This window comes from Cellulosimicrobium protaetiae (assembly GCF_009708005.2).
In the GTDB taxonomy this organism is placed as follows: Bacteria; Actinomycetota; Actinomycetes; order Actinomycetales; family Cellulomonadaceae; genus Cellulosimicrobium; species Cellulosimicrobium protaetiae.
This window is the reverse complement of record NZ_CP052757.1, coordinates 2,902,066-2,924,108: the sequence shown is the minus strand read 5'-3', so window position 1 is coordinate 2,924,108 and position 22,043 is coordinate 2,902,066. Positions and strand designations below refer to the sequence as shown.

The window sequence follows — 22,043 nt, the reverse complement described above, 5'->3', positions numbered from 1 at the left end:
TCCCCGCGGGAGCATCCCGCGGTGCAGGTCGGTCAGGAGCGGGGCCGGTCGCGGTCCTTGCTCGGCTGCACGCGCTTGGGCTCGCCCGGCATCTTCGGGTACTCCGGGGGGTAGGGGAGATCGCCGAGCCCGTGCTCGGCCTCGTCGCGCCGGGAGAGCTCCAGCGCGGCCTCGAGCGAGGCCCCCGGGTCGTCCCGGTCGGCCCGCAGCGGCGCGAACAGGTCGCCGACCTCGGCGAACCGCGTCGGCACGGTGAGGACGTCGAAGTCGTCCGGGTGGACGTCGCCGAGCTCGTCCCAGCGCAGCGGGGCCGAGACGGTCGCTCGCTGGTTCGAGCGGATCGAGTAGGCGGACGCGATGGTGCGGTCGCGCGCCATCTGGTTGTAGTCGACGAAGATCTTGGCGCCGCGCTCCTCCTTCCACCACTTGGTGGTGACCTGGTCGGGGAGTCGGCGCTCGAGCTCGCGCCCGATTGCGATCGTCGCGCGACGTGCGGCGACGAAGTCCCACTCGGGCGCGACGGGCACGAAGACGTGGATGCCGCGCCCGCCCGACGTCTTCGGGTAGCCGGGGAGGCCGAGCTCGTCGAGCACCTCGCGCAGGTGCGGCGCGACGCGCACGGCGTCGTCGAAGTCGGTCCCGGGCTGCGGGTCGAGGTCGATGCGGAGCTGGTCGACGGCCTCGACGTCCTCGCCCCGGACCGGCCAGGGGTGGAACGTCAGCGTCCCGAGGTTCGCGGCCCACGCGACGACGGCGAGCTCGGTCGGGCACACCTCGTCCGCGGTCCGCCCGCTGGGGAACGCGATGCGCGCGGTGCGCACGTAGTCGGGCGCGCCCTTGGGGATGCGCTTCTGGTAGAACGCGTCACCGGTGTTGTCGGTGCGCGTGCTCATCCGCGCGCCCTCGAAGACTCCCTTGGGCCAGCGTTCGAGCGTCGTCGGGCGGTCGACCAGCGCGCCGAGGATCCCGTCACCGACGCTGAGGAAGTACCGCACGACGTCGAGCTTGGTGACCCCGCGGGCGGGGAAGACGACGCGGTCGGGGCTCGTCACGCGCACGGTCCGTCCTCGGACGTCGAGCTCCACGGGGGGTGTCGTGGCTGCGGCCATGCCGACCAACCTAGACCGGGACGTCGTCCGCGGCGAGCAGGAGCGCCAGCCGGTCCCGGGCACGCGGGCGGCCGGGCCACCGGTGACGCAGCTCGAGGGACCGCGCCGCGGCCTTGACGTCGAGACCGCAGACCTCCCGCAGCAGGCGGAGCGTGGCGAGGGCGTCGTCCGTCCCGGCGCGCGTCGCGACGTCCAGCGCGGTCCGCTGCACCGACGTCACGAGCACACCCGCGACGAGGACCGTCTCGTCACGCAGCACCTGCGCCTGCCGCGGAGCGCGTCCGGGGTGCGGCGGCGGGCGGTGCCGGCCCGGAGGGTGCAGGAGGTCCAGCGTGCGGGGAGCCGGCGCCCCGCACAGGACCCACGCGGCGGCCGCCCCGGCGAGGACCGTCCCGCGCGGCACGACGGCACGGACGGCGAGCGCGCGGAGCGTCGGGGTGTCGGGCACCCGGACGGGCGCCGCGACGTCGCCCCAGACCCGACGGAGCGCGCCGGACCGGACGAGCGCCTGGAAGGCGGCGGGGCCACCGACGTCCGCCGGCGTGACGAGAAGCTCCCCGTCGTCCGTCCGCGGGGCGAGGAGTCGTGCGAGCGTCGCGGCCGTCCCGGAGGCCGTCCCCGCGGACGGTGCGGCGGACGGCCCGGTGGCGGGAGGAGCGGGAGACGCGGGAGCCATGCGGACACCCTGCACCATCACGCGGGCACGAGAAAGGGTCGGCGCTCGCCTGTGGACGAGCACCGACCCCTCGTCGGACGGTGGTGTCAGCCGCGCGAGTCCTCGGCGGCGCGCACGACCTGCTCGAGCCACGAGCGGCGCGCCGCGAGCTGCGACTCCAGGTCCTTCACGGCGCGGGCGTCGCCACGGGACTGCGCCGCCGCGAGGTCCGCCTCGAGCCGCTCGATCGCCGCCTCGAGCTGTGCCGCCGCGCCCTCGGCGCGGGCGCGCGTCTCCGGGTTGGTCCGCGTCCACTGCGCCTGCTCGGCGTCGCGGACCGCGTTCTCGACGGCGCGCAGGCGGCCCTCGACGCGCTGCAGGTCGCCGCGGGGGACGCGACCCGCCTCCTCCCAGCGCTCCTGGAGGTCGCGCAGCGCGCTCTTCGCCGCGCCGAGGTCCTTGACCGGGACCAGCTTCTCCGCCTCGGCGAGGAGCGCCTCCTTGACCTCGAGGTTCGCGGCGTACTCGGCGTCGGTCGCCGAGTTCACCGCGTCACGGGCCTGGAAGAACGTGTCCTGCGCGGCACGGAAGCGTGCCCACAGCGCGTCGTCGTCCTTGCGGCTCGCGCGCCCGGCGGCCTTCCACCGCGCCATGAGGTCGCGGTACGCGCCGGCGGTCGGGCCCCAGTCGGTGCTCGACGAGAGCGCCTCGGCCTCGGCGACGAGCTTCTCCTTGGCCGTCTTGGCGGCGGCGTTGCGCTGCTCGAGCTCGGCGAAGTAGTGCCGGCGCTCGCGGTCGAACGCGGTCCGTGCGTGGCTGAACCGCTTCCAGAGAGCCTCCTCGCTGGCCCGGTCGATGCGCGGCCCGGAACGCTGGGCCTCCTTCCAGCGGTCGAGCAGGCCGCGCAGCTCCTCGCCCGCGGGACGCCACTGCATCCGGCTGGGGTCGGTCGCGGCGATCTTCTCCGCCGCCTCGATGATCTCGGTCCTGGCCTCGAGGGCCGCGGCCTTGGCCGCGGCGCGCTCCGCCTCGAGCTGGCCGCGGCGCTCCGCCGCGGTGCCGCGCAGCGCCTCGACCTGCGCGCGCAGGCCGTCGAGGTCGCCGACCGCGGACGGCTCCGCGGTCTCCTCCGTGAGGCGGGCGAGCGTCTGGTCGATCTCCTTGACCGACAGGTCGGTGCTCGTCAGGCGCGCCTCGAAGAGCGCGACCTTCGCCTGGAGGTCGAGGTAGCGCCGCACGTACAGCGCGAGCGCCTCGTCGGTGCCGACGCCCGGGAACTGGCCCACGGACCGCTCGCCGGCGCTCTCGCGGACGTACACGGTGCCGTCCTCGTCGACGCGACCGAACTCGGCCGCGGCCTTCGCGGCCGCCGAGTCGTCGGCGAGCGCGGGGACGGCGGGCACCTCGGGCACGGCGGCCGGCGCCGTCGGGGCGCCCGACGCCGGGGGAGCGGGCTTGCGCGGCGGGTGCGGCACGGCGGACGGCTTGGGGCGAGGGCCGGGCCGCGGGGCGCCCGGCTTGGGCGCGGCCGGAGCCGCGGCATCGGCCGCGCTCTGCGCCGCGGTCTCGGCGGCGTTCTCCGCCGCGGGCTCGGGAGCCGCGGTCTCGGGAGACGGCGACTCGGAGTCCGGAACGCCCGGGGACGGCGTCGCGGTCGCCTCAGGGGCGTCGGCCGTCGTGGCGTCGACGTCGGCCTGGTCCGGAGCGGTCTGCCCCTCGGCAGCGTCGGCGACCTGCTCCTCCGCGGGCGCGGTCGGCTCGGCGACGGAGGGCTCGACCGGCTCGGCGGGCTCGACCGGCTCGGTTGCTTCGACCGGCTCGGTGGCCTCGGCGGGGACCGTCGGGGCGTCCGTCGGCTCCACGTCTGTCGCGTCGACCCGTCCGGTCTCGCTCGCCTCTGCGGGCTCCGGTGTCGGTGCGCTCGCCTGGTCCTTGGCGGGATCGCTCACTGGGTCTCAACTCCTTCGATGGTGACCGGGGTGGCGGGGGACCCGTCGCCGGATCCGTCCTGCGTCCCCGCGTCAGCGACTGCCTGGACGACGTCCAGGCCGGACGTGATGGTGCCGAACACCGTGTAACCACCCGCCGCGTCGGGCGGGATGGTCGAGTCCTCGTAGACGAGGAAGAACTGGGAGCCCATCGACTCCGCGTCGCCGCCCTGGCGCGCCATCGCGACGGTCCCGGCCGGGTACACGTCGTCGGACGGGGGGTTCTCGACGGGGCCGAACTTGTAGCCGGGGTCGCCGGTCCCCGTGCCCGTCGGGTCGCCGCACTGGAGCACGTAGATGCCCGACGTCGTGAGGCGGTGGCACGACGTGCCGTCGAAGTACCCGGACTCCGCGAGGGACACGAAGCTCGCCACGGCCTGCGGGGCGGCGGCACCGTCGAGCGTGAGCGTGAGGTCGCCGGCGCTCGTGGTGAGCGTCGAGGTCCAGTCGCGCCCCTCGGCGGCGGACGCGGGAGGCAGCGTGTGCTCGCCGGTCGCCGTGGGTGCCGTCCCGGTGCCGCCGCCCGCGTCGGTGCCGGCTTCCGTGCCCGGCCCCTGCGTGGCCGACAAGGCCCACCACACCGCGACGCCGATCACGACGAGCGCCGCCACGACGCCGACGATCGACCAGGTCCGCTGGCGCTTCGCGCGGAGCTGGGCCACGTGACGGTCCCACTTCTCCTCGCGACGACGCGCCTGCTCGCGCTCGCGACTCTTCGTCGACACCCCAGCTCCTTCGTCCGGCGCCGTCGTGGCGCGCACGGTCGACCCCGGTACGGCCGCGGTCGGTACGGGACAGTCTAGGCACCGAGGGCCCTGGTGGCGGGTGGATTTGCCGCGTCCAGGTCACGGTCCGGTATCGACCGGTCGGGTGCGTCGCGGGGCGCGAGGTCGCGGACCCGGGCCTGCGACGGCCCCGCGGGCTACCCTCGGGCGCGTGGACCGACCCTCCGGCACGCCGCCCTGGCCCCCGTCCGAGACCTCACCCGACACCTCGTCCGACGGCCCGTCCGACGGCCCGTCCGGCCCGGACGCCCCGGACGCCCCGACGCTGCGCGTCGTCGTCGCACCGGTCTTCGGGACCAACTGCACCGTCGTGAGCGCTCCCGGTGGCGACTGCGTGGTCGTCGACGCGGGTGCGGGCGTCGCGGACGCCGTCGTCGCCCATGTGCGGTCGGCGGGACTGGTGCCGCGGGCCGTGCTCGCGACGCACGGGCACGTGGACCACACGTGGGACGCGGCCGAGCTCGCGGACCGGTTCGACGTCCCCGTCGTCCTGCACGCGGCGGACGCGTACCGTCTCGCGGACCCGTTCGGCAGCCTCGAGCACGGGCGGACCGCAGCCGTGGCGGGAGAGCGCGGGACGCACCGCGCGCTCGTCTCCGGTCCGCTCGGTGCGGCGCTCGCGGCTGCCGGTGCCCGGCCGCAGGACTACCGCGAGCCGGCGCGCGTCGAGACGTTCGACGTCCCCGCGGGGGAGGAACGCACGCTGCGGTGGGGCGCGCTCGGGCTGCGCGCGGTCGGCGCCCCCGGTCACACCGAGGGCTCCACGCTCTACCTCGTGGGCGAGCCCGGCGCGGGGGTCGTGCTCAGCGGCGACGTCCTCTTCGCAGGGTCCGTCGGCCGCACCGACCTGCCGGGCGGGGACGGCGCGACGATGGCCCGCACGCTGCGCGACGTCGTCGGGCGTCTCGACCCCGAGTGGGACGTGCTGCCGGGGCACGGCCCTGCCACGACCGTCGCGCGCGAGCTCGCGACGAACCCGTTCCTCGCGCGCTGACGCGGCCGGGCCGCGCGCGTCCGTCGGACGGGACGATGCGGACCACCGTGCGCGGGTCTGGGAGGATCTGACCCATGGCCAGGCCCACACCCCTCTCCGGTTTCCCCGAATGGCTCCCCGACGGTCGGATCGTCGAGCAGCACGTCCTCGACACCCTGCGCCGGGTGTTCGAGCTGCACGGGTTCGGCGGGATCGAGACGCGCGCGGTCGAGCCGCTCGACCAGCTGCTGCGCAAGGGCGAGACCTCCAAGGAGGTCTACGTCCTCCGCAGGCTGCAGGAAGAGGCGGAGGGCAACGAGGCCGACGCGGCCCGCCAGGGCCGGGCCGACAAGCAGCTCGGCCTGCACTTCGACCTCACCGTCCCGTTCGCGCGCTACGTGCTGGAGAACGCCGGGCACCTCGCGTTCCCCTTCAAGCGGTACCAGATCCAGAAGGTGTGGCGCGGCGAGCGCCCCCAGGACGGCCGGTTCCGCGAGTTCACGCAGGCGGACATCGACGTCGTCGGTGCGGGCGAGCTGCCGTACCACTACGAGGTCGAGCTGCCGCTCGTCATGGCGGAGGCCCTCGGCGCGCTGCGCGACATCGGGGTGCCCGAGGTCCGCGTCCTCGTGAACAACCGCCGCGTCGCCGAGGGCTTCTACCGTGGGCTCGGGATCGACGCCGTGGACGAGGTCCTGCGCCAGATCGACAAGCTCGACAAGGTCGGCCCCGAGAAGGTGGCCGCGCTGCTCGTCGCCGAGGCCGGCGCCACGCCCGAGCAGGCCGAGGCGTGCCTCGCGCTCGCCGCGATCAGCGGCAGCGACACCGGCGTGGTCGACCGGGTGCGGGCGCTCGCGGCCGAGCACGGCGTCGTGAGCGACCTCCTCGACACGGGGCTCGCGGAGCTCGGGGCGCTGATCGAGGCGGCGAGCGTGCGCGCCCCGGGCGTCGTCGTCGCCGACCTCAAGATCGCGCGCGGCCTGGACTACTACACGGGCTCGGTGTACGAGACCGTGCTCGTCGGGCACGAGCAGCTCGGGTCGATCTGCTCCGGCGGGCGCTACGACACGCTCGCGTCGGACGGCGCGAACACCTACCCCGGCGTGGGTCTCTCGATCGGCGTGTCCCGACTCGTCTCGCGCCTGCTCTCCGCCGGCCTGGTGCGGGCGACGCGCGCCGTGCCGAGCGCCGTCGTGGTCGCGGTGACGAGCGAGGAGACGCGCGGCGCGTCCGACGCGGTCGCCACGGCCCTGCGGTCGCGCGGCGTCCCGGTCGAGGTCGCGCCCGCCGCCGCCAAGTTCGGCAAGCAGATCCGCTACGCCGACCGGCGCGGCATCCCGTTCGTCTGGTTCCCGGGGCGCGTCGAGGAGGACGGGACGCGCTCGCCCGACCAGGTCAAGGACATCCGCTCGGGCGAGCAGGTCGACGCCGACGCCGCGACCTGGGCGCCGCCCGCCGAGGACCTGCGGCCCCGGGTGGTCCCGGCGACGGACTGACGCCGGGAGCACGACGGTTCGCGACCGCGCCGGTCCCGGAAGTCACGGGAGGATCGACGGGGCATCACGGGGACAGGAGGTCGGCATGGCGGGCGCCGTCGAGCTGTCCCTGCCGTTCACGGGGACGTGGCTCGTGCAGAACAGCCCCGCACGTCGCGTCCCCAGCCACGGCACCCACCTGTTCGCCACCACGTACGCGATCGACTTCGTCGCGGTCCGCGGACGCCGCACCGCGGCCGTGCGCGACTGGCGCACGGCGCTCGGCACCGAGCCGCCCGGACGGTTCCACGCGTACGGGCTCCCGGTCCTCGCACCGGCGCCCGGGACCGTGGTCGCCGTGCACGACGGCGAGCCCGACCACGAGGCCCGGCGCTCGCCCCTCGCGCTCGTCGGGTACGCGCTCACGCAGGCGTCGCGGGCGCGCGCCGGGGGTGCGGCGCTCGCGGGCAACCACGTGGTGCTCGCGCTCGACGCCCCGCGCGTCTTCGTGGTCCTCGCCCACCTGCGCTCGGGCTCGGTCGCGGTGCGCCCGGGTCAGCGGGTCGCGACCGGCGACGAGGTCGGCCGGTGCGGGAGCTCGGGGAACTCGACGCAACCGCACGTGCACGTCCAGGTCATGGACGGACCTGACCCGCTCGTCGCGCGCGGCGTGCCGCTGGTGTTCCGCACCTTTCGGGAGCGGCGGCGCGGCGGCACCACCGTCGAGGTCGCGCGCGGTGTCCCCGCGGAGCGCGCGGTGGTCGAGCCCGCCTGAGAGGTCGTCGCCCGGCCGCGTCGCCCGGCCGCATCGACCGCCGGGGCGGCCGCCTCATGCGGTGAGGGCGCCCAGGCCCGTGACCCATCCCGCGACGACGCCGACGGTGACCACCGCGGTGGCGAGCGCCAGGACCGCGAGCGCGGCGACGACGTCGGGCACGCCGAGCGGGACGGGACGCGACGTGGTGCGCGGACCGGACCCGAGGCCGCGCGACTCGAGCGCGACCGTCAGCCGCTCGGACCGGCGCACCGCCCCGACGAGCAGCGCGAACGCGGCCGCGCCGAGCGCACGCGGGGAGCGGGGGAGCGGGCCGGGGCGGCGCCGCGGGTCGCGCACCGCCTGGGCGCAGCGGATCGTGTGCCACGCGTCGGGGAGCTCGACGAGCAGCCGGTGTGCCGCGAGCACGGCGAAGGTCCACGTCGCGGGCAGGCGGGCGTGCTGGTGCAGGCTCGTCATGAGGCGCACGGGGTCGGTGGTGAGGACGAGCGTGAGCGAGAGCGTGCCGACGAAGAGCGTGCGCAGCGCGAGCGCGATGCCGATCGTCAGACCGTCGGCACCCACGGTGAACGGCCCCAGAGACACCGGGTCGCCCCCGGGCCGGGTCACGACGTTGACGACGAGCAGGCTCGTCGCGAAGACCACGAACGGGACGTGGGCGAGCACGAGCGTCCGGGCGGGGACGCGGCCGAGCACCAGGAGCGCGGTGACGGTGAGCACCCAGCCGATCGCGGGGGTCACCGGGTCGGTGACGAGCAGCACGGCCGTCGACAGGACGAGCACGGTCGCGAGCTTGACCGTGGGGTTCCACCGCTCGAGGAGGGTCGGGTGCGGGGCGGTCACGGGGCGACCTCGGCCAGGTCGGCGGCGGGCCGGTCCATGACGTCGGGTCCACCGTGGACCGCGTCGAGCGCGCGCACGAGCGCGCCCGGGTCGACGCCGTGATGGCGACCCACGCGAGCCCACCACTCGAGCAGCGGCGGGCGGCGCAGGCCGGCGACCGCGCACTGCGTGTCGTCCCCGAGCACCTCCGAGGGAGCTTCGAGGGCGACGAGCCGCCCGTCCACCACGACGGCGACCCGGTCGGCGAGCGCCGCGACGAGGGAGAGGTCGTGCGAGACGACGACGACCGCGCCGCCCGCGTCGGCGCGCGCTCGCAGGGCCCGGCCGGCGGCGGCGGCCTGGGCGCGGTCGAGCCCGAACGTGGGCTCGTCGGCGAGGAGGACGGGCGGGTCGAGCACGGTGGCCGTGGCCAGGGACAGGCGGCGCTGCTCGCCGCCGGAGAGGCGGTACGGGTTCGCGTCGGCGAGGTGCGTGAGGCCGAAGGCGTCGAGCGTCCGCGCGACGCGACCGTCGACGTCGTCGAGGCGTGCGAGCCGTGCGGACCAGGCGACCTCGTCGCGCACGGTGCGCGCGAGGAGCTGGTGCTCGGGGTCCTGGAACACCATCGCGACCGGGGCGCCGGTCGCCGTCGTGACCTCGCCCGCGGTGCGCTCGAGCCCGGCCAGACCGCGCAGGAGCGTCGACTTCCCGCCGCCGTTCGGCCCGACGACGGCGAGCACCTCGCCCGCACGGACGTCGAGGTCGACGTCGCGCACGACGGGTGCGTCGGCGCGACGCCTGCGTCCCAGGTGCATCCCGCCGCGGTGGACGTGCAGGCCGCGTGCCCGGAGCGCGACCGGGCGCGACGTGCCGGTCGACGTGCCGGTCGACGTGCCGGTCGACGTGCCGGTCGACGTGCCGACCGACGTCTCGGCGGGTGGGCGGGTCGCGGATCTCTGCAGGGCGGTGGGGGACCGGACGAGGCCGACGAGCCACTCGTCGGTCTCCGAGGAGCCGAGCGGTCCCGGGGCACCCGCCTGCTCCAGCCGGACGTCGAGCGGCAGCCAGCACCCCAGGTCGGCGAGGTCGCGGGCGTGCTCACGCAGGACCCGGTCCGTGGGACCGTGCGCGACGACGCGTCCGTCGCGCCCCAGCACCAGCGTCGCCTCCGGCAGCGCTCCGAGGTCGTCGAGCCGGTGCTCGACGAGCACCACGGAGCGGTGCGGGGGCGAGACGGGGGCCCCGTCGCGGTCGCCGTCGGGGCCGGGACCGGGACCGCGGGCGAGCCCTGCCACGAGCGTCCCGACGTCGTGGGCGGACGCGGGGTCGAGGAGCGCGGTGGGCTCGTCGAGCACGACGAGCTCCGGGTCGGCGACGAGAGCGGCGGCGAGCGCCACGCGTTGCGCCTCGCCGCCGGACAGCGTGTGGGTCGCCCGGTCGTGCAGGTGCGCGGCGCCGACGGCGGCGAGCGCCACGTCCGCCCGCGCGTCCATGGTGCGCGGGTCGGCACCCCGGTTCTCGAGCGCGAACCGCAGCTCCTCGTCCACGCGGGCCAGGCAGAGCTGGTCGCCGGGGCGTTGCTGGACCAGCCCGACGCGTGCGGCGAGCACGGGCGGCGGCACCTCGCGCGGGTCGTCGCCGGCCACGCGGAGCGTGCCTGACACGGTGCCCGGCAGGGTGTGCGGGACGACGCCGACGAGGGCCCGCAGCAACGTCGACTTCCCGCACCCGGACGGGCCGAGGACGAGCAGGCTCGTGCCCGCGGGGACGTGGACGCGGACGTCGTCGAGCACGCGGGCCCCGTGGTGCCCGACGGTGACGGTCAGGGCGGCGGCCGTGACGGCGTCGGGCACGGGCGAGCTCGGCTCAGGCACGGCGGGCCGCGCCGATCGCGAAGGCGTCGAGCGCCCCGGTGCGGGCGAGCGCGTCGCCGAGGAGGCGGGCCGCGAGGCCGCACAGCACGACGCACGAGACGACCTGGATCCCGAGCCGGAGCATCGCGTAGTCCTGACCGAGCCAACCGAACCGGACGGCGTTGAACGCGAACGTGACCAGCGCCGCGCTCACGCCGGACGCGACGAACACCCACCAGCCGTAGCGCCGGTACCGCGTGAGCGCGAACGGCAGCTCGGCGCCGACGCCCTGGACCAGGCCGACGAGGAGCAGGAGCGGCCCGGCGGGGGACGCGAGGAAGACGACCTCGACGAGCGCGGCCAGGGTCTCGGTGAGGATGCCGACACCGGGCTTGCGGACGATGTACGTCGCGAGCGGGCCGACGACGATCCACGCGCCGGCGAGCACGTTCGACGCGAGGTCGGCGAGCGGTCCCATGGCGAGCTGGAGGGGGGCCCAGAGCTGGACGAACGCCCAGTAGACGAACCCGAACACGACGCCGAGGACGGCGATCAGCACCGTCTCGTGCAGGGTCAGCCCGCGGCGTCGTGAGGCGCGCGGGGACGTGCCCGCGCCGGGACCGGCGAGGCCGGGGGGCGCGGCAGGTGGCTCGGTGGTGCGGGGTTCCGTCGCCTGCTGCGGGGCGGTGCGGGGCTCGGTCATGCGGGTTCCCTCCGTCAGGGCCCCCGGGTCGACGGGTGCACGACGGCGCGCCCCCGCCTGGCCCCGCGCGGCCGGCCGGGCGCGCAGGGCGCGCTGGCACGAGCGCGCAGGGGACGGTGACGTCGGCCCTGCTCCCTTCGCTGGTACGAACCAGATCAGGTTCCACGGGTCTGCGGGTGGGACGGGTGTCCGGCCTGCACTCTCAGCGCTCGTGCGCTCCCCGGGGGCGTTCGGCCCGACCCTAGGGTCTCCCGCGCGCCAGGACAATCCCGGCGTCTCACCCATCGGGACGGCGTGCGCGGCATGAGAGCGTGTCGCCATGACGAGTGACAACGACCCCCTGGCCGTGGCAGAGCTGGACCGCCTCGCCGACGACGTCCGGACGGCACCGGCGGGAGACACGACGGCGCAGGTCGCCCTGTGGCGGCAGGTCACCCGCCTCGACACCTGGTTCTTCGTCGCGCGCGGCCCCGACGACCGGCCCCACCCGTACGCCGTGGCGGCCGAGCAGGGGCCGATGGTCTGCCTGTACAGCAGCGCGACCCGCGCGCACGAGGCCGCGGTCACGCTGGGTCTCGTCGTCGAGGGCGACCCCGCGTCTCTGCTGGTGGTGCCGATGCCGGCCGCGATCGACTACGTCGCGTCGCTCGGGGAGGCCGGCGTCGTGGCCGTGACGCTCGACTATCCCCGGATCGGGCACTACGTCCCGTTGGCGAACCTGAGCCTGCTCAAGGCGTGGGCCGCGCAGGACGTGCCGTGACGCCACGGGCCCGGCAGGCAGCTCGCCCGGGCGCACCTTGACACGCATTCGAACACCTGTTCGAATGCTGCCGTGCGGTGGGACGGACAGGCGATCGGCGCGGACGACGGCGCGCTCCCGGGGCTGGAGCGCGCCGGCCTCGTGCGCAGCGTGCGCACGCCCGAGTTCGCGGGCATCACGTTCCACGAGGTGACGGCCAAGAGCGCGCTGTCCAAGGTCCCGGCGATGTCGCGCATGCCCTTCCGCTGGACGGTCAACCCGTACCGCGGGTGCAGCCACGCCTGCTCCTACTGCCTCGCGCCCTCGACCCCGGTGCTGCTCGCCGACGGCACGCAGCGCCCGATCGGCGCGCTGCGCGTCGGCGACGAGATCGTGGGCACCGCGCCGCACGGGGCCTATCGTCGCTACGTGCGCACGCGCGTGCTCGACCGCTGGACCACCCGCAAGCGCGCCTATCGCGTGACCCTCGCGGACGGCACGCGCCTCGTCGCGAGCGGCGACCACCGGTTCCTCACCGAGCGGGGCTGGCGGCACGTCGTCGGGGGTCCGGGGCGGCGTGCCCACCTCGCGCTCGGGGACGTCCTCGTCGGCCCGGGCGCCGCGGCGCTCGCGGACGGCGGCGTCGCCCTCGAGGGCCGCGACGTGACCGGCGGCGACGCGCTGCGCGTCGACTCTCTCGAGGCCCTGGACGGGCCGGGGGAGGAGAGCGAGCTCGTCGACATCACGACGGGTACGCGCGACTTCGTCGCCGCGGGGGTCGTCAGTCACAACTGCTTCGCCCGGCCCACGCACCAGTACCTGGACCTCGACGCGGGCGAGGACTTCGACCGCGAGGTCGTGGTGAAGGTCAACGTCGACGAGGTGCTGCGCGCCGAGCTCGCGCGTCGCTCGTGGGGCCGCGAGCCGGTCGCGCTCGGGACCAACACCGACCCGTACCAGCGGGCCGAGGGCCGTTACCGCCTCATGCCGGGCATCATCGACGCGCTCGCGGGCTCGGGCACGCCGCTGTCGGTCCTCACCAAGGGCACGCTCCTGCGCCGCGATCTCCCTCTGCTCGCGGGCGCCGCGTCCCGTGTCGAGGTCGGGATCGGCGTCTCGCTCGCGCTGCTCGACCCCGCGCTCCAGGCGAGCGTCGAGCCCGGCACGCCGTCGCCCCGCGCGCGCCTCGACCTGATCCGCGCGGTCCGCGACGCCGGCTTGCCGTGCGGCGTCATGGTCGCGCCCGTGCTGCCCTGGCTCACCGACTCCACGCGTGCCCTGACCGACCTGCTCGACGCGGTGAAGGACGCGGGCGCGACGGGCGTGACGGTGCTTCCCCTGCACCTCAAGCCGGGCACCCGGGAGTGGTACATGTCCTGGCTCGCGCGCGAGCATCCCCGGCTCGTCCCGGGCTACGAGCGCGTCTACGCGCGCGGCGCCTACGCGTCGAAGGCCTACCGGTCGTGGCTCTGGGACCGCGTGCGCCCGATGCTCGAGGTGCGCGGCTTCGCCGTGTCCGGGCACCGCGGGCCCGCCGGTGTCGAGGGACGCTACCGCCGGGGCGAGCTCGGCGGGCTCGGCGACACGCACCGCGGCACGGCCCCGCCGACCGACGGTGCGTACCCGGTCGGCAGCCTGGCGGGCGTCGCGTCGCAGCAGGGCACGCGCAGCGGGCACGACGGGGCGCTCGCGGGCATGCCCGTCGACGGCGGGGGTCTCGACGTCGTCGGCGGTGGCGTCGACCAGGTCCTGTTCTGACCCGGTGACGCACCTCGGACCCGGCGGCGCCCAGCCGGGCGGCGCACTGGCCGAGGCCCGGGCGCGCCCGGGGGGCGGCTCAGGAGCGGGAACGGTCCGGTGACCGGCAGGGCGGAACGTTCCGCCGCGCCGCGGCTCGCAGCGCTCAGTCCTCGGCAAGGCGCGCCGGGAAGCCGCCTGTCGCGACCGGGCCCCAGCGCGTGATCGTCAACCGCACGAGCGACTTGCCCTGCGTCACCATCGCGGCGCGGTACTCGTCCCAGTCCGGGTGCTCGCCGCTGATCGACCGGTAGTAGTCGACGAGCGGCTCGACCGACTCGGGCAGGTCGATCACCTCGGCCTCGCCGTCGACCTGCACCCACGGGTCGGAGAACCGCTCGCCGAGGGAGAGCAGCGACGCGCGCGGGTCGCGGCGGACGTTGGCCGCCTTCGCACGCTCCGGGTACGTCGACACGACGACCCGGCCCCCGTCGTCGACCCCGTACGTGACCGGGCTGAGCTGAGGCCGGCCGTCGGCACGGGTCGTGACGAGCACGCCGTCGTGCCGGGAGCGCAGGAACCGCTCGAGCTCGTCGCGCTCGACGCGCCGGTTCGTCGCGATGGTGCGGGCCACGGGTCGTCCTCTCCTGCGGGCGGCGGGCCGGTCGGCGCACGCCGGTGCCGCCGGCCCCGGTGCTGCGACACGGGTGGCGCACGGGTCGTGCGGCGGCACCGCCACCGTATCCGGTCGAGCCCCGCGCGCGCCCGCACTAGAATCGTCCGGACGCGCGCCCGCCCCCCGGGAGCGCGACCCCCACCGCCCACCTGGAAGGAACCCTCCGTGCTGCGCACCCGAACGGCCGGCTCACTGCGGGCCGAGCACACCGGTCAGACCGTCACCCTCACGGGCTGGGTCGACCGTCGGCGCGATCACGGCGGCGTCGCCTTCATCGATCTGCGGGACGCCTCCGGGATCGCCCAGGTCGTCATCCGCGACGAGGCCGTCGCGCACCCGCTGCGCAACGAGTTCGTCCTCCAGGTCACCGGCGAGGTCTCGCGCCGCCCCGACGGCAACGAGAACCCGTCCCTGCCGACGGGCGAGATCGAGGTCGTCGCGAGCGACGTCGTCGTGCTCAACACGGCCGAGGCGCTGCCGTTCCAGGTCTCCACGGCGCTCGCGGACACCGAGACGATCGGCGAGGAGGCGCGCCTCAAGCACCGCTACCTCGACCTGCGCCGGCCCGCGCCCGCGCACGCGCTGCGCCTGCGCGCCAAGGTCAACCAGGCTGCGCGCCGCGTGCTCGACGCCGAGGAGTTCGTCGAGATCGAGACCCCCACGCTCACGCGCTCGACGCCCGAGGGCGCGCGCGACTTCCTCGTGCCCGCGCGCCTCGCGCCCGGCTCCTGGTACGCGCTGCCGCAGTCGCCGCAGCTCTTCAAGCAGCTGCTCATGGTGGGCGGCATGGAGCGGTACTACCAGATCGCGCGCTGCTACCGCGACGAGGACTTCCGCGCCGACCGGCAGCCCGAGTTCACGCAGCTCGACGTCGAGATGAGCTTCGTCGAGCAGGACGACGTCATCGCGCTCGCGGAGAAGATCCTCGTCGCCCTGTGGGAGCTCGTCGGGTACACGATCCCGACGCCGATCCCGCGCATGACGTTCCACGACGCGATGCGTCTCTACGGGTCGGACAAGCCGGACCTGCGCTTCGGCAACCCGCTCGTCGAGCTCACCGACTACTTCAAGGACACGCCGTTCCGCGTGTTCCAGGCTGAGTACGTCGGCGCCGTCGTCATGGCGGGCGGAGCGTCGCAGCCGCGCCGCCAGTTCGACGCGTGGCAGGAGTGGGCCAAGCAGCGCGGCGCTCGCGGCCTCGCGTACGTGACGTTCCAGGAGGACGGGACGCTCGCCGGCCCGGTCGCCAAGAACCTGTCCGACGCCGAGCGCGAGGGTCTGCGCGACGCGACCGGCGCGCAGCCGGGTGACGCCGTGTTCTTCGCCGCGGGCAAGACGTCGGACTCGCGCGCCCTGCTCGGCGCCGCGCGTCAGGAGATCGCGAAGCGCACGGGTGCCATCGACGAGGACGCGTGGGCGTTCGTCTGGGTCGTCGACGCCCCGCTGTTCAAGCCGACCGGTGAGGACGACGACGTCGACCTGGGCCACTCGGCCTGGACCGCGGTCCACCACGCGTTCACGTCGCCGACACCGGACTGGGTCGACACGTTCGAGCAGAACCCCGGCGAGGCGCTGGCCTACGCCTACGACATCGTGTGCAACGGCAACGAGATCGGTGGCGGCTCGATCCGTATCCACCGCCGCGACGTGCAGGAGCGAGTCTTCGACGTCATGGGCATCGGGCCCGAGGAGGCGCAGGAGAAGTTCGGCTTCCTCCTCGACGCGTTCAAGTTCGGGGCGCCCCCGCACGGCGGCATCGCGTTCGGCTGGGACCGCATCGTCGCGCTGCTGACGAAGTCGGACTCGATCCGCGACGTCATCGCGTTCCCGAAGTCGGGCGGCGGGTTCGACCCGCTCACGCAGGCCCCCGCGCCGATCACGCCCGAGCAGCGCAAGGAGGCGGGTGTCGACGCGAAGCCCGCCGCGCCGAAGGACGAGACGGGCGCGGGCGCGGCGTAGCGCTCACCCGGCCCGCACGCACGAGGGGCGCTCCACCCGCGCGGGTGGAGCGCCCCTCGTACGTCCGGCGTCGGCGTGGGCGCCGACCGGCGCGTGTCCTGCGCCGTGCCGTCCGCGGGGTCTGCCGTGATCAGTGCGTGATCGCGAGCTTGCGGTGCACCCAGCGCAGCGGTCGCGGCGCCCACCAGTTGAAGCGTCCGAGCAGCGTCATCGTCGCCGGGACGAGGAGGAGGCGGACGATCGTCGCGTCGATGAGCACGGCGACGGCGAGCGCGAACCCGACCTCCTTGATGACGAGGAGGTCGCCGAAGACGAAGCCCGCGAACACGACGATGATGATCGCCGCCGCCGACGTGATGATCCGGCCGGAGCGCTGGAGCCCCAGGCGCACCGCCTCGTCGTTGGGGTGCCCCGCGTCGTAGAGCTCCTTGACGCGCGCGAGCAGGAACACCTCGTAGTCCATGGCGAGCCCGAACGCGAACGCGACGACGAGTGCGACCACGTACGTCTCGATCCCCCCGACGGACGAGAAGTCGAGCAGGCCCTCCAGGTGCCCGTCCTGGAACACCCACACGAGCACGCCGAGCGACGCCGCGAGCGAGAGCGCGTTCGTCAGCAGCGCCTTGACCGGCACGACGACGGAGCCCGTCATGAGGAAGAGGAGCACGAGCGTCGCGCCGACGACGATCCCGACGGCCCACCACACCCGCTCGCCGAGCGCGTCGAGGAAGTCGACCTGCCCGGCCGCCTGCCCCGTGACCCACACGTCGAACCCGGGCTCGGTGGCCCGCACCTCGCGGACGACCGACACCGCCTCGGGGCCACCCGCGTCGTCCGTGCCGACGTGCACGCCCACCACGGCGTAGGGCCCGAGCGCCGCGGCCGGGTCGACGCTCTCGACGCCCTCGAGCCCGGCCACCTCGTCGGCCCAGGCCTGCGCGTCCGCGACGCTCGCGTCGACCACCGCGACCACCTGGGCGCTCTCGCTCGACGGGTACTGCGCGGCCAGCTCGTCGACGAACTCGCGCTGCGGCGACCCCTGCGGGAGCAGCTCGATGCCCGAGTTGCGCATGTGCAGCCCGAGCATGGGCAGGGCGAGGACCACGAGCACGACGACGGTCGTCAGCAGCACCCACACGGGGTGCCGCTGCACCCGGGCCGCGAGGCGGGAGAACGCGCCCTCGTCGGACTGCACGTCCGCGGTCCGCGCGAGCACGCGGCGCAGGCCGGGTACCCGGCCGAGGATCCCGGGCCTCGCGAGCCGGCGACCCGAGAACGCGAGCAGCGCCGGGACGAGCGTGAGGGCCGTCGCGACCGCGACGAGGACCACACCGAGGCCGCCCGCGCCGACCGACCGCAGGATGTCGGGGCGGAACACCATGAGACCGGCGATCGAGATCGCGACCGTGAGCGCCGAGAACGCGACCGTGCGGCCCGCCGTCTCCATCGTCCGGATCAGCGCGGCGTGCACCACGCCGTCCCCGCGCCGTCGCCGCAGCGCCGGGTCGTCGCCGGCCTCGATCAGCCGGTGCAGCTCCTCCCGGAACCGCGACACGACGAGCAGCCCGTAGTCGATCGAGAGGCCGAGCCCGAGCAGGGTGACGACGTTGACCACGGACGCGTCGACGTCGAGCACGTACGTGAGCCCCAGGAGCACGCCGAGGCCCGTCCCGATGGACGCGACCGCCCCCGCCATCGGCATCGCGGCGGCGAGGAACCCGCCGAAGACGAGCACCATGATGAGCAGCGCGACCGGCAGGGCGACCGTCTCGCCCGTCGTGAGGTCCTCCTCGACCTGCCCGGTGATCGCGTCGACGATGAGCGCGTTCGAGCCCACGAGGCCCGTCGCGTCCCCGGCCGCGTCCGGCGCGGCCTCCGCGAGGACGCCCGGCACCGCCTCGAGCTGCTCGACGACCTGCTCAGCCACGGCGTCGGTGCGCTCGGCGTCGAGGTCGGTGCGCAGCGTCACCACGGTGAGGAAACCCTCGCCGTCGCTCGCCACGAGCGACTGCGCGGCCGGGTCCTCGACCCCGCCGGGGATGACGTACGGGTTGATGACGGTGTCCACGCCCTCGACCGCCACGAGGTCCGCGTTCACCTCGGTCATGGCCTCCACGACCTGCGCGTCCGCCGGGTCGACCGCGCTCACCAGGAGCGTGATCTCGGGGCCGCCCTCGTCGTTCTCGGCGAGGACCTCGGTCGCGCGCTCGCTGTCCGAGCCGGGGATCGTCGGGGCTCCCGTCGTCACCCGGTCGAACACGCTCTCCCCGTGCACGCCGAACAGCGCGAGCGCGAACCCGAGGCCCGTGAGGAGGACCCACACGACGACGGTGAGGCGCGGATGGCGGGCGACGCGACGGCCGAGGCTCGAGAACACGAGCGCCAGCATCCCATCCGGCCCAGCCGTGTGTCAGATCCCCCGCGCCCTCGGGGACGACCTTCACCCGACCTCCCCGGTCGGCTCGTGGCGAGCCGCGTGGGCGGCGGTGCGTAGGCTCGGGCCCATGCCCACCGGTGACCTGTTCGGCGACGACCTCTTCGGGGCCGCCACCTCCGGCGCGCAGGGAACGCCACGACCCGGACCAGGAGCCCCGCTCGCCGTACGCATGCGCCCCGCCGCCCTCGACGAGGTCGCGGGCCAGGCGCACCTGCTCGTCCCGGGCTCGCCCCTGCGGCGCCTCATCGAGACCGACGCGTCCGGCGGCCGCGCCGCGCCGGGATCCGTCATCCTCTGGGGCCCGCCCGGCACCGGCAAGACGACGCTCGCCTACCTCATCGCGACGGCGTCCGGCCGCCGCTTCGTCGAGCTCTCGGCCGTCACCGCGGGCGTCAAGGACGTGCGCACCGTCGTCGAGGACGCCCGTCGCCGCCTCGCGACCGGCGGCGAGGAGACCGTCCTGTTCATCGACGAGGTGCACCGCTTCTCCAAGTCCCAGCAGGACGCGCTCCTGCCGAGCGTCGAGAACCGCTGGGTCACGCTCGTCGCGGCGACGACGGAGAACCCGAGCTTCTCCGTCAACTCGCCCCTGCTCTCGCGCTCGCTCCTGCTCACGCTCCAGCCCCTCGGGGACGACGACGTCCGCGCCCTCGTGCGCCGCGCCGTCGCCGACGACCGGGGCCTGGGCGGGCTCGTCGTCCTGACCGGCGAGGCGGAGGAGCACCTCGTGCGGCTCGCCGGCGGCGACGCGCGCAAGGCCCTCACCGTCCTCGAGGCCGCGGCCGGTGCCGCGCTCTCCGACGCCCCGGTCCCTCTTCCCGTGACCGCGTCCGAGGATGCGGGCACGGACGGCGACCGCGATACCGACCGCGATACCGACGGCGACGCGGACCTCCGCAGTGACGGGGCGCGCGGTACGACCGGGGCGGTCCCGGGGCCCGTGCCGGTCGACCTCGAGTCCGTCGAACGCGCCGTCGACGTCGCCGCGGTGCGCTACGACCGCGACGGCGACCAGCACTACGACGTCGTGTCCGCGTTCATCAAGTCGATGCGCGGCTCGGACGTCGACGCCTCGCTGCACTACCTCGCGCGCATGATCGCGGCGGGTGAGGACCCGCGCTTCATCGCCCGGCGCATCGTCATCGCCGCCGCGGAGGACGTCGGGATGGCGGACCCGTCCGCCCTGCAGACCGCCGTCGCCGCCGCCCAGGCCGTCCAGCTCATCGGCATGCCCGAGGGGCGGATCGTCCTCGCGGAGGCCGTCGTGCACCTCGCGACCGCCCCCAAGTCCAACGCCGCCTACCTCGGGATCGACGCGGCGCTCGCGGACGTCCGGGCCGGGAAGGCCGGGTCCGTCCCGTCGCACCTGCGCGACGCGCACTACCCGGGCGCGAAGCAGCTCGGCCACGGCACCGGGTACCGGTACGCGCACGACGCCCCGCACGGCGTCGCCGCGCAGCAGTACCTCCCCGACACGCTCGTCGGGTCGCGCTACTACACGCCGACCGACCGGGGCTACGAGCGCCAGGTCTCCGACCGCCTCGGCCGCATCCGGGACATCCTCGCCCAGGACGACCCCGCCCGCTGACGGCGGGGAACCGCCGCCCCAGGGTGCGGTAGACTTCTCAGGTTGCCTTCACGGCGACCACCTGGGACCTCGGCCCCGACCTGCGCCTCTTCCTCGGAGGAGCGCGTGGTCCATCGGCTGGTCCCGCACCCGGACCCGGCTCCTCGGGACCAGGTGTGACGTCAGTACCCACACGACAGGAATGAGATACCGCTGTGACGTCTGTCAAGCGCTCGCGCCGCCAGGTCCGCCTGAGCCGCGCCCTGGGCATCGCCCTCACCCCGAAGGCCGTCAAGCACTTCGAGAAGCGCCCGTACCCCCCGGGTGAGCACGGCCGCGCCCGCCGCCGCACCGAGTCGGACTACGCGGTCCGCCTCCGCGAGAAGCAGCGTCTGCGCGCCCAGTACATGCTCCGCGAGAAGCAGCTCGCGCGTGCGTACGAGGAGGCCCGCAAGGACAAGGGTCTGACCGGTGAGGCGCTCGTCGAGAACCTCGAGACCCGTCTCGACGCGCTCGTGCTGCGCGCCGGCTTCGCCCGCACCATCCTGCAGGCGCGCCAGGCGGTCACGCACCGCCACATCCTCGTCGACGGCAAGATCGTGGACCGCCCCTCGTTCCGCGTGAAGCCCGGCCAGACCCTCCAGGTCAAGCCGAAGAGCCAGGCGACGACGCCGTTCCAGGTCGCCGCCGCGGGCGCGCACCGCGACGTCCTCCCGGCCGTCCCGGGCTACCTGGACGTCCAGCTCGAGAAGCTGAGCGCGATCCTTACGCGTCGCCCGAAGCGCGCCGAGGTCCCCGTGCAGTGCGAGGTCCAGCTCGTCGTCGAGTACTACGCTCGCTGACCCCCGCTCCGGACGCCTCGCTCACCGCTTCGTCGGCGAGCGAGGCGTTCGTGCGTCCGGACCGGGTGCGCCCGCCGCGGCGACCCGTCGCCGTGTCGCGCCCGACGACGGTCCCCGCCCTGGTGCGGGTAGTGTTTCGCGGAGCCGTGGACGCGGCACCGTGACTGGCACTGGAGGAGAAGAATGTCCCTGGGAGACGTGGCCGGCCTCATCGCAGCCATCGCGTTCGTGCTGCTCGTCGGCCTGCTCGCGGTGCCGCTCCTCAAGCTCGGCCGCGTGCTCGACGAGGCGCGCGCGAGCATCAAGGAGGTCACGGACCACTCCGTCCCGATCCTCGACGAGGCCGCGACGACCGTCGCCACGACGAACAGCCAGCTCGTCAAGGTCGACACGATCACGACGTCGGCCGCCCAGGTGAGCGAGAACGTGTCCGCGCTCACGGGGCTGTACGCCGCGACGTTCGGCGCCCCGCTGGTCAAGGTCGCGGCGTTCACCTACGGCGTGCGCCAGGCCGCCGCCCGCTCGTTCGGCCGTCGCCGCTCGGCGGACGACGCCGGACGTGCCGGGGGGTCGCGCTGATGCGCCGCGTCTTCTGGATCGGCGTCGGGGTCGCGATCACGGTCGTGGTCGTCGTCCGCGGCAAGAAGATCCTCGCGCGGTACGCGCCCGCGTCGCTCGTGGACCAGGCGACCGAGCAGGTCAACGGCCTGGGCGAGAAGGTCGTGGAGATCGCGCGCGACTTCCGCACCGAGTTCACGCTCGCGCGCGACGCGCGCGAGCAGGAGCTCATGGCGGCGCTCCTCGCCGAGGGCCAGGAGGACCCGGACGTCGTCCGAGCGCGCCGCGCGGCCGGGCGCCACGCGCGACCGGCCGCGGGAGACACGAACCCCTTCGACGACACGGACGACGTCGAGGACCTCCTCGGTTACTCCTTCTAGGACGCGCGGC

19 protein-coding genes and 1 riboswitch are annotated in these 22,043 nt (G+C 75.1%); of the genes, 10 read left to right on the top strand and 9 right to left on the bottom strand.

All coding sequences use genetic code 11. The features are described from left to right. Positions 1-32: 32 nt before the first annotated feature. The 4 genes from ligD to FIC82_RS12415 form a co-directional block, all read right to left on the bottom strand. Positions 33-1,109, bottom strand: a complete 1,077-nt coding sequence (gene ligD / locus FIC82_RS12430; protein WP_154798756.1) for a non-homologous end-joining DNA ligase — start codon at positions 1,107-1,109, stop codon at positions 33-35. A 10-nt stretch (positions 1,110-1,119) separates the two neighbouring features. Continuing rightward, positions 1,120-1,785 (bottom strand): hypothetical protein, encoded by a 666-nt coding sequence (locus tag FIC82_RS12425; protein WP_154798755.1) that lies wholly within the window; start codon positions 1,783-1,785, stop codon positions 1,120-1,122. Positions 1,786-1,871: 86 nt separating this feature from the next. After that, on the bottom strand, positions 1,872-3,713 hold the full coding sequence (locus FIC82_RS12420) for a DUF349 domain-containing protein (RefSeq protein WP_253691112.1): 1,842 nt from the start codon (positions 3,711-3,713) through the stop codon (positions 1,872-1,874). After that, positions 3,710-4,477, bottom strand: a complete 768-nt coding sequence (locus FIC82_RS12415) for a peptidylprolyl isomerase (RefSeq protein WP_168731811.1) — start codon at positions 4,475-4,477, stop codon at positions 3,710-3,712. The genes FIC82_RS12420 and FIC82_RS12415 overlap by 4 nt, the downstream gene beginning before the upstream one ends. A gap of 211 nt (positions 4,478-4,688) precedes the next feature. Here FIC82_RS12415 and FIC82_RS12410 point away from each other — a divergent pair, with 211 nt between their 5' ends. The 3 genes from FIC82_RS12410 to FIC82_RS12400 all read left to right on the top strand — a co-directional run bounded on the left by FIC82_RS12410 (position 4,689) and on the right by FIC82_RS12400 (position 7,760). Next, a complete protein-coding gene (locus FIC82_RS12410; RefSeq protein WP_336240035.1) occupies positions 4,689-5,531 on the top strand; it encodes an MBL fold metallo-hydrolase in 843 nt (280 codons plus the stop codon). A gap of 74 nt (positions 5,532-5,605) precedes the next feature. Further along, entirely contained in the window at positions 5,606-7,006 is a 1,401-nt protein-coding gene (gene hisS, locus FIC82_RS12405; RefSeq protein ID WP_154798754.1) for a histidine--tRNA ligase, read from the top strand. 85 nt (positions 7,007-7,091) lie between these two features. Next, positions 7,092-7,760 carry a M23 family metallopeptidase gene (locus FIC82_RS12400; RefSeq protein WP_154798753.1) on the top strand — a complete coding sequence of 223 codons (669 nt, stop codon included), beginning with the start codon at positions 7,092-7,094 and terminating at the stop codon, positions 7,758-7,760. A 54-nt stretch (positions 7,761-7,814) separates the two neighbouring features. Here the strand turns inward: FIC82_RS12400 and FIC82_RS12395 are convergent, their stop codons facing one another. Genes FIC82_RS12395 through FIC82_RS12385 form a run of 3 tightly spaced genes read right to left on the bottom strand, consistent with a single transcriptional unit; the run spans position 7,815 to position 11,138 of the window. After that, positions 7,815-8,603, bottom strand: coding sequence for an energy-coupling factor transporter transmembrane component T family protein (locus FIC82_RS12395; RefSeq protein ID WP_168731810.1), 789 nt, complete (start codon positions 8,601-8,603; stop codon positions 7,815-7,817). After that, the gene (locus FIC82_RS12390; RefSeq protein ID WP_154798752.1) at positions 8,600-10,456 is read right to left on the bottom strand and encodes an ABC transporter ATP-binding protein; all 1,857 of its coding nucleotides are present in this window, start codon (positions 10,454-10,456) and stop codon (positions 8,600-8,602) included. The genes FIC82_RS12395 and FIC82_RS12390 overlap by 4 nt, the downstream gene beginning before the upstream one ends. After that, complete coding sequence (locus FIC82_RS12385; RefSeq protein WP_154798751.1) at positions 10,449-11,138, bottom strand: ECF transporter S component; 690 nt, start codon at positions 11,136-11,138, stop codon at positions 10,449-10,451. Before FIC82_RS12385 ends, FIC82_RS12390 begins: the two co-directional genes overlap by 8 nt. Positions 11,139-11,251: 113 nt before the next feature. Continuing rightward, positions 11,252-11,371, bottom strand: a riboswitch (TPP riboswitch). 86 nt (positions 11,372-11,457) lie between these two features. Here FIC82_RS12385 and FIC82_RS12380 point away from each other — a divergent pair. Beyond that, on the top strand, positions 11,458-11,898 hold the full coding sequence (locus tag FIC82_RS12380; RefSeq protein ID WP_154798750.1) for a hypothetical protein: 441 nt from the start codon (positions 11,458-11,460) through the stop codon (positions 11,896-11,898). Between the two features lie 72 nt (positions 11,899-11,970). Next, a complete protein-coding gene (locus tag FIC82_RS12375) occupies positions 11,971-13,635 on the top strand; it encodes an Rv2578c family radical SAM protein (protein WP_168731809.1) in 1,665 nt (554 codons plus the stop codon). A gap of 145 nt (positions 13,636-13,780) precedes the next feature. Here the strand turns inward: FIC82_RS12375 and FIC82_RS12370 are convergent, their stop codons facing one another. Next, positions 13,781-14,248 carry a PPOX class F420-dependent oxidoreductase gene (locus tag FIC82_RS12370; protein ID WP_168731808.1) on the bottom strand — a complete coding sequence of 156 codons (468 nt, stop codon included), beginning with the start codon at positions 14,246-14,248 and terminating at the stop codon, positions 13,781-13,783. Between the two features lie 207 nt (positions 14,249-14,455). On the opposite strand from FIC82_RS12370, the gene aspS reads away from it, so the two are divergent. Next, positions 14,456-16,249: an aspartate--tRNA ligase gene (gene aspS / locus FIC82_RS12365; RefSeq protein ID WP_168731807.1), complete on the top strand. Its 1,794-nt coding sequence runs from the start codon at positions 14,456-14,458 to the stop codon at positions 16,247-16,249. A 130-nt stretch (positions 16,250-16,379) separates the two neighbouring features. On the opposite strand, the gene FIC82_RS12360 is transcribed toward aspS, so the two are convergent. After that, the gene (locus FIC82_RS12360) at positions 16,380-18,626 is read right to left on the bottom strand and encodes an MMPL family transporter (protein ID WP_336240034.1); all 2,247 of its coding nucleotides are present in this window, start codon (positions 18,624-18,626) and stop codon (positions 16,380-16,382) included. A 127-nt stretch (positions 18,627-18,753) separates the two neighbouring features. On the opposite strand from FIC82_RS12360, the gene FIC82_RS12355 reads away from it, so the two are divergent. From FIC82_RS12355 to FIC82_RS12340, 4 genes are all read left to right on the top strand, one after another. Beyond that, complete coding sequence (locus FIC82_RS12355) at positions 18,754-20,274, top strand: replication-associated recombination protein A (RefSeq protein ID WP_154798748.1); 1,521 nt, start codon at positions 18,754-18,756, stop codon at positions 20,272-20,274. 194 nt (positions 20,275-20,468) lie between these two features. Next, positions 20,469-21,095: a 30S ribosomal protein S4 gene (rpsD, locus tag FIC82_RS12350; RefSeq protein ID WP_047234514.1), complete on the top strand. Its 627-nt coding sequence runs from the start codon at positions 20,469-20,471 to the stop codon at positions 21,093-21,095. A 183-nt stretch (positions 21,096-21,278) separates the two neighbouring features. After that, positions 21,279-21,674, top strand: a complete 396-nt coding sequence (locus FIC82_RS12345; protein WP_154798747.1) for a DUF948 domain-containing protein — start codon at positions 21,279-21,281, stop codon at positions 21,672-21,674. Beyond that, the gene (locus FIC82_RS12340) at positions 21,674-22,033 is read left to right on the top strand and encodes a hypothetical protein (RefSeq protein ID WP_154798746.1); all 360 of its coding nucleotides are present in this window, start codon (positions 21,674-21,676) and stop codon (positions 22,031-22,033) included. The genes FIC82_RS12345 and FIC82_RS12340 overlap by 1 nt, the downstream gene beginning before the upstream one ends. Positions 22,034-22,043 lie beyond the last annotated feature (10 nt).

Coding starts and splice junctions, on each gene's coding strand:
- FIC82_RS12340 (WP_154798746.1), top strand. CDS start 21,674: ATGCGCCGCGTCTTCTGGATCGGCGTCGGGGTCGCGATCACGGTCGTG.
- FIC82_RS12425 (WP_154798755.1), bottom strand. CDS start 1,785: ATGGCTCCCGCGTCTCCCGCTCCTCCCGCCACCGGGCCGTCCGCCGCA.
- FIC82_RS12355 (WP_154798748.1), top strand. CDS start 18,754: ATGCCCACCGGTGACCTGTTCGGCGACGACCTCTTCGGGGCCGCCACC.
- hisS (WP_154798754.1), top strand. CDS start 5,606: ATGGCCAGGCCCACACCCCTCTCCGGTTTCCCCGAATGGCTCCCCGAC.
- ligD (WP_154798756.1), bottom strand. CDS start 1,109: ATGGCCGCAGCCACGACACCCCCCGTGGAGCTCGACGTCCGAGGACGG.
- FIC82_RS12400 (WP_154798753.1), top strand. CDS start 7,092: ATGGCGGGCGCCGTCGAGCTGTCCCTGCCGTTCACGGGGACGTGGCTC.
- FIC82_RS12380 (WP_154798750.1), top strand. CDS start 11,458: ATGACGAGTGACAACGACCCCCTGGCCGTGGCAGAGCTGGACCGCCTC.
- FIC82_RS12345 (WP_154798747.1), top strand. CDS start 21,279: ATGTCCCTGGGAGACGTGGCCGGCCTCATCGCAGCCATCGCGTTCGTG.
- FIC82_RS12385 (WP_154798751.1), bottom strand. CDS start 11,138: ATGACCGAGCCCCGCACCGCCCCGCAGCAGGCGACGGAACCCCGCACC.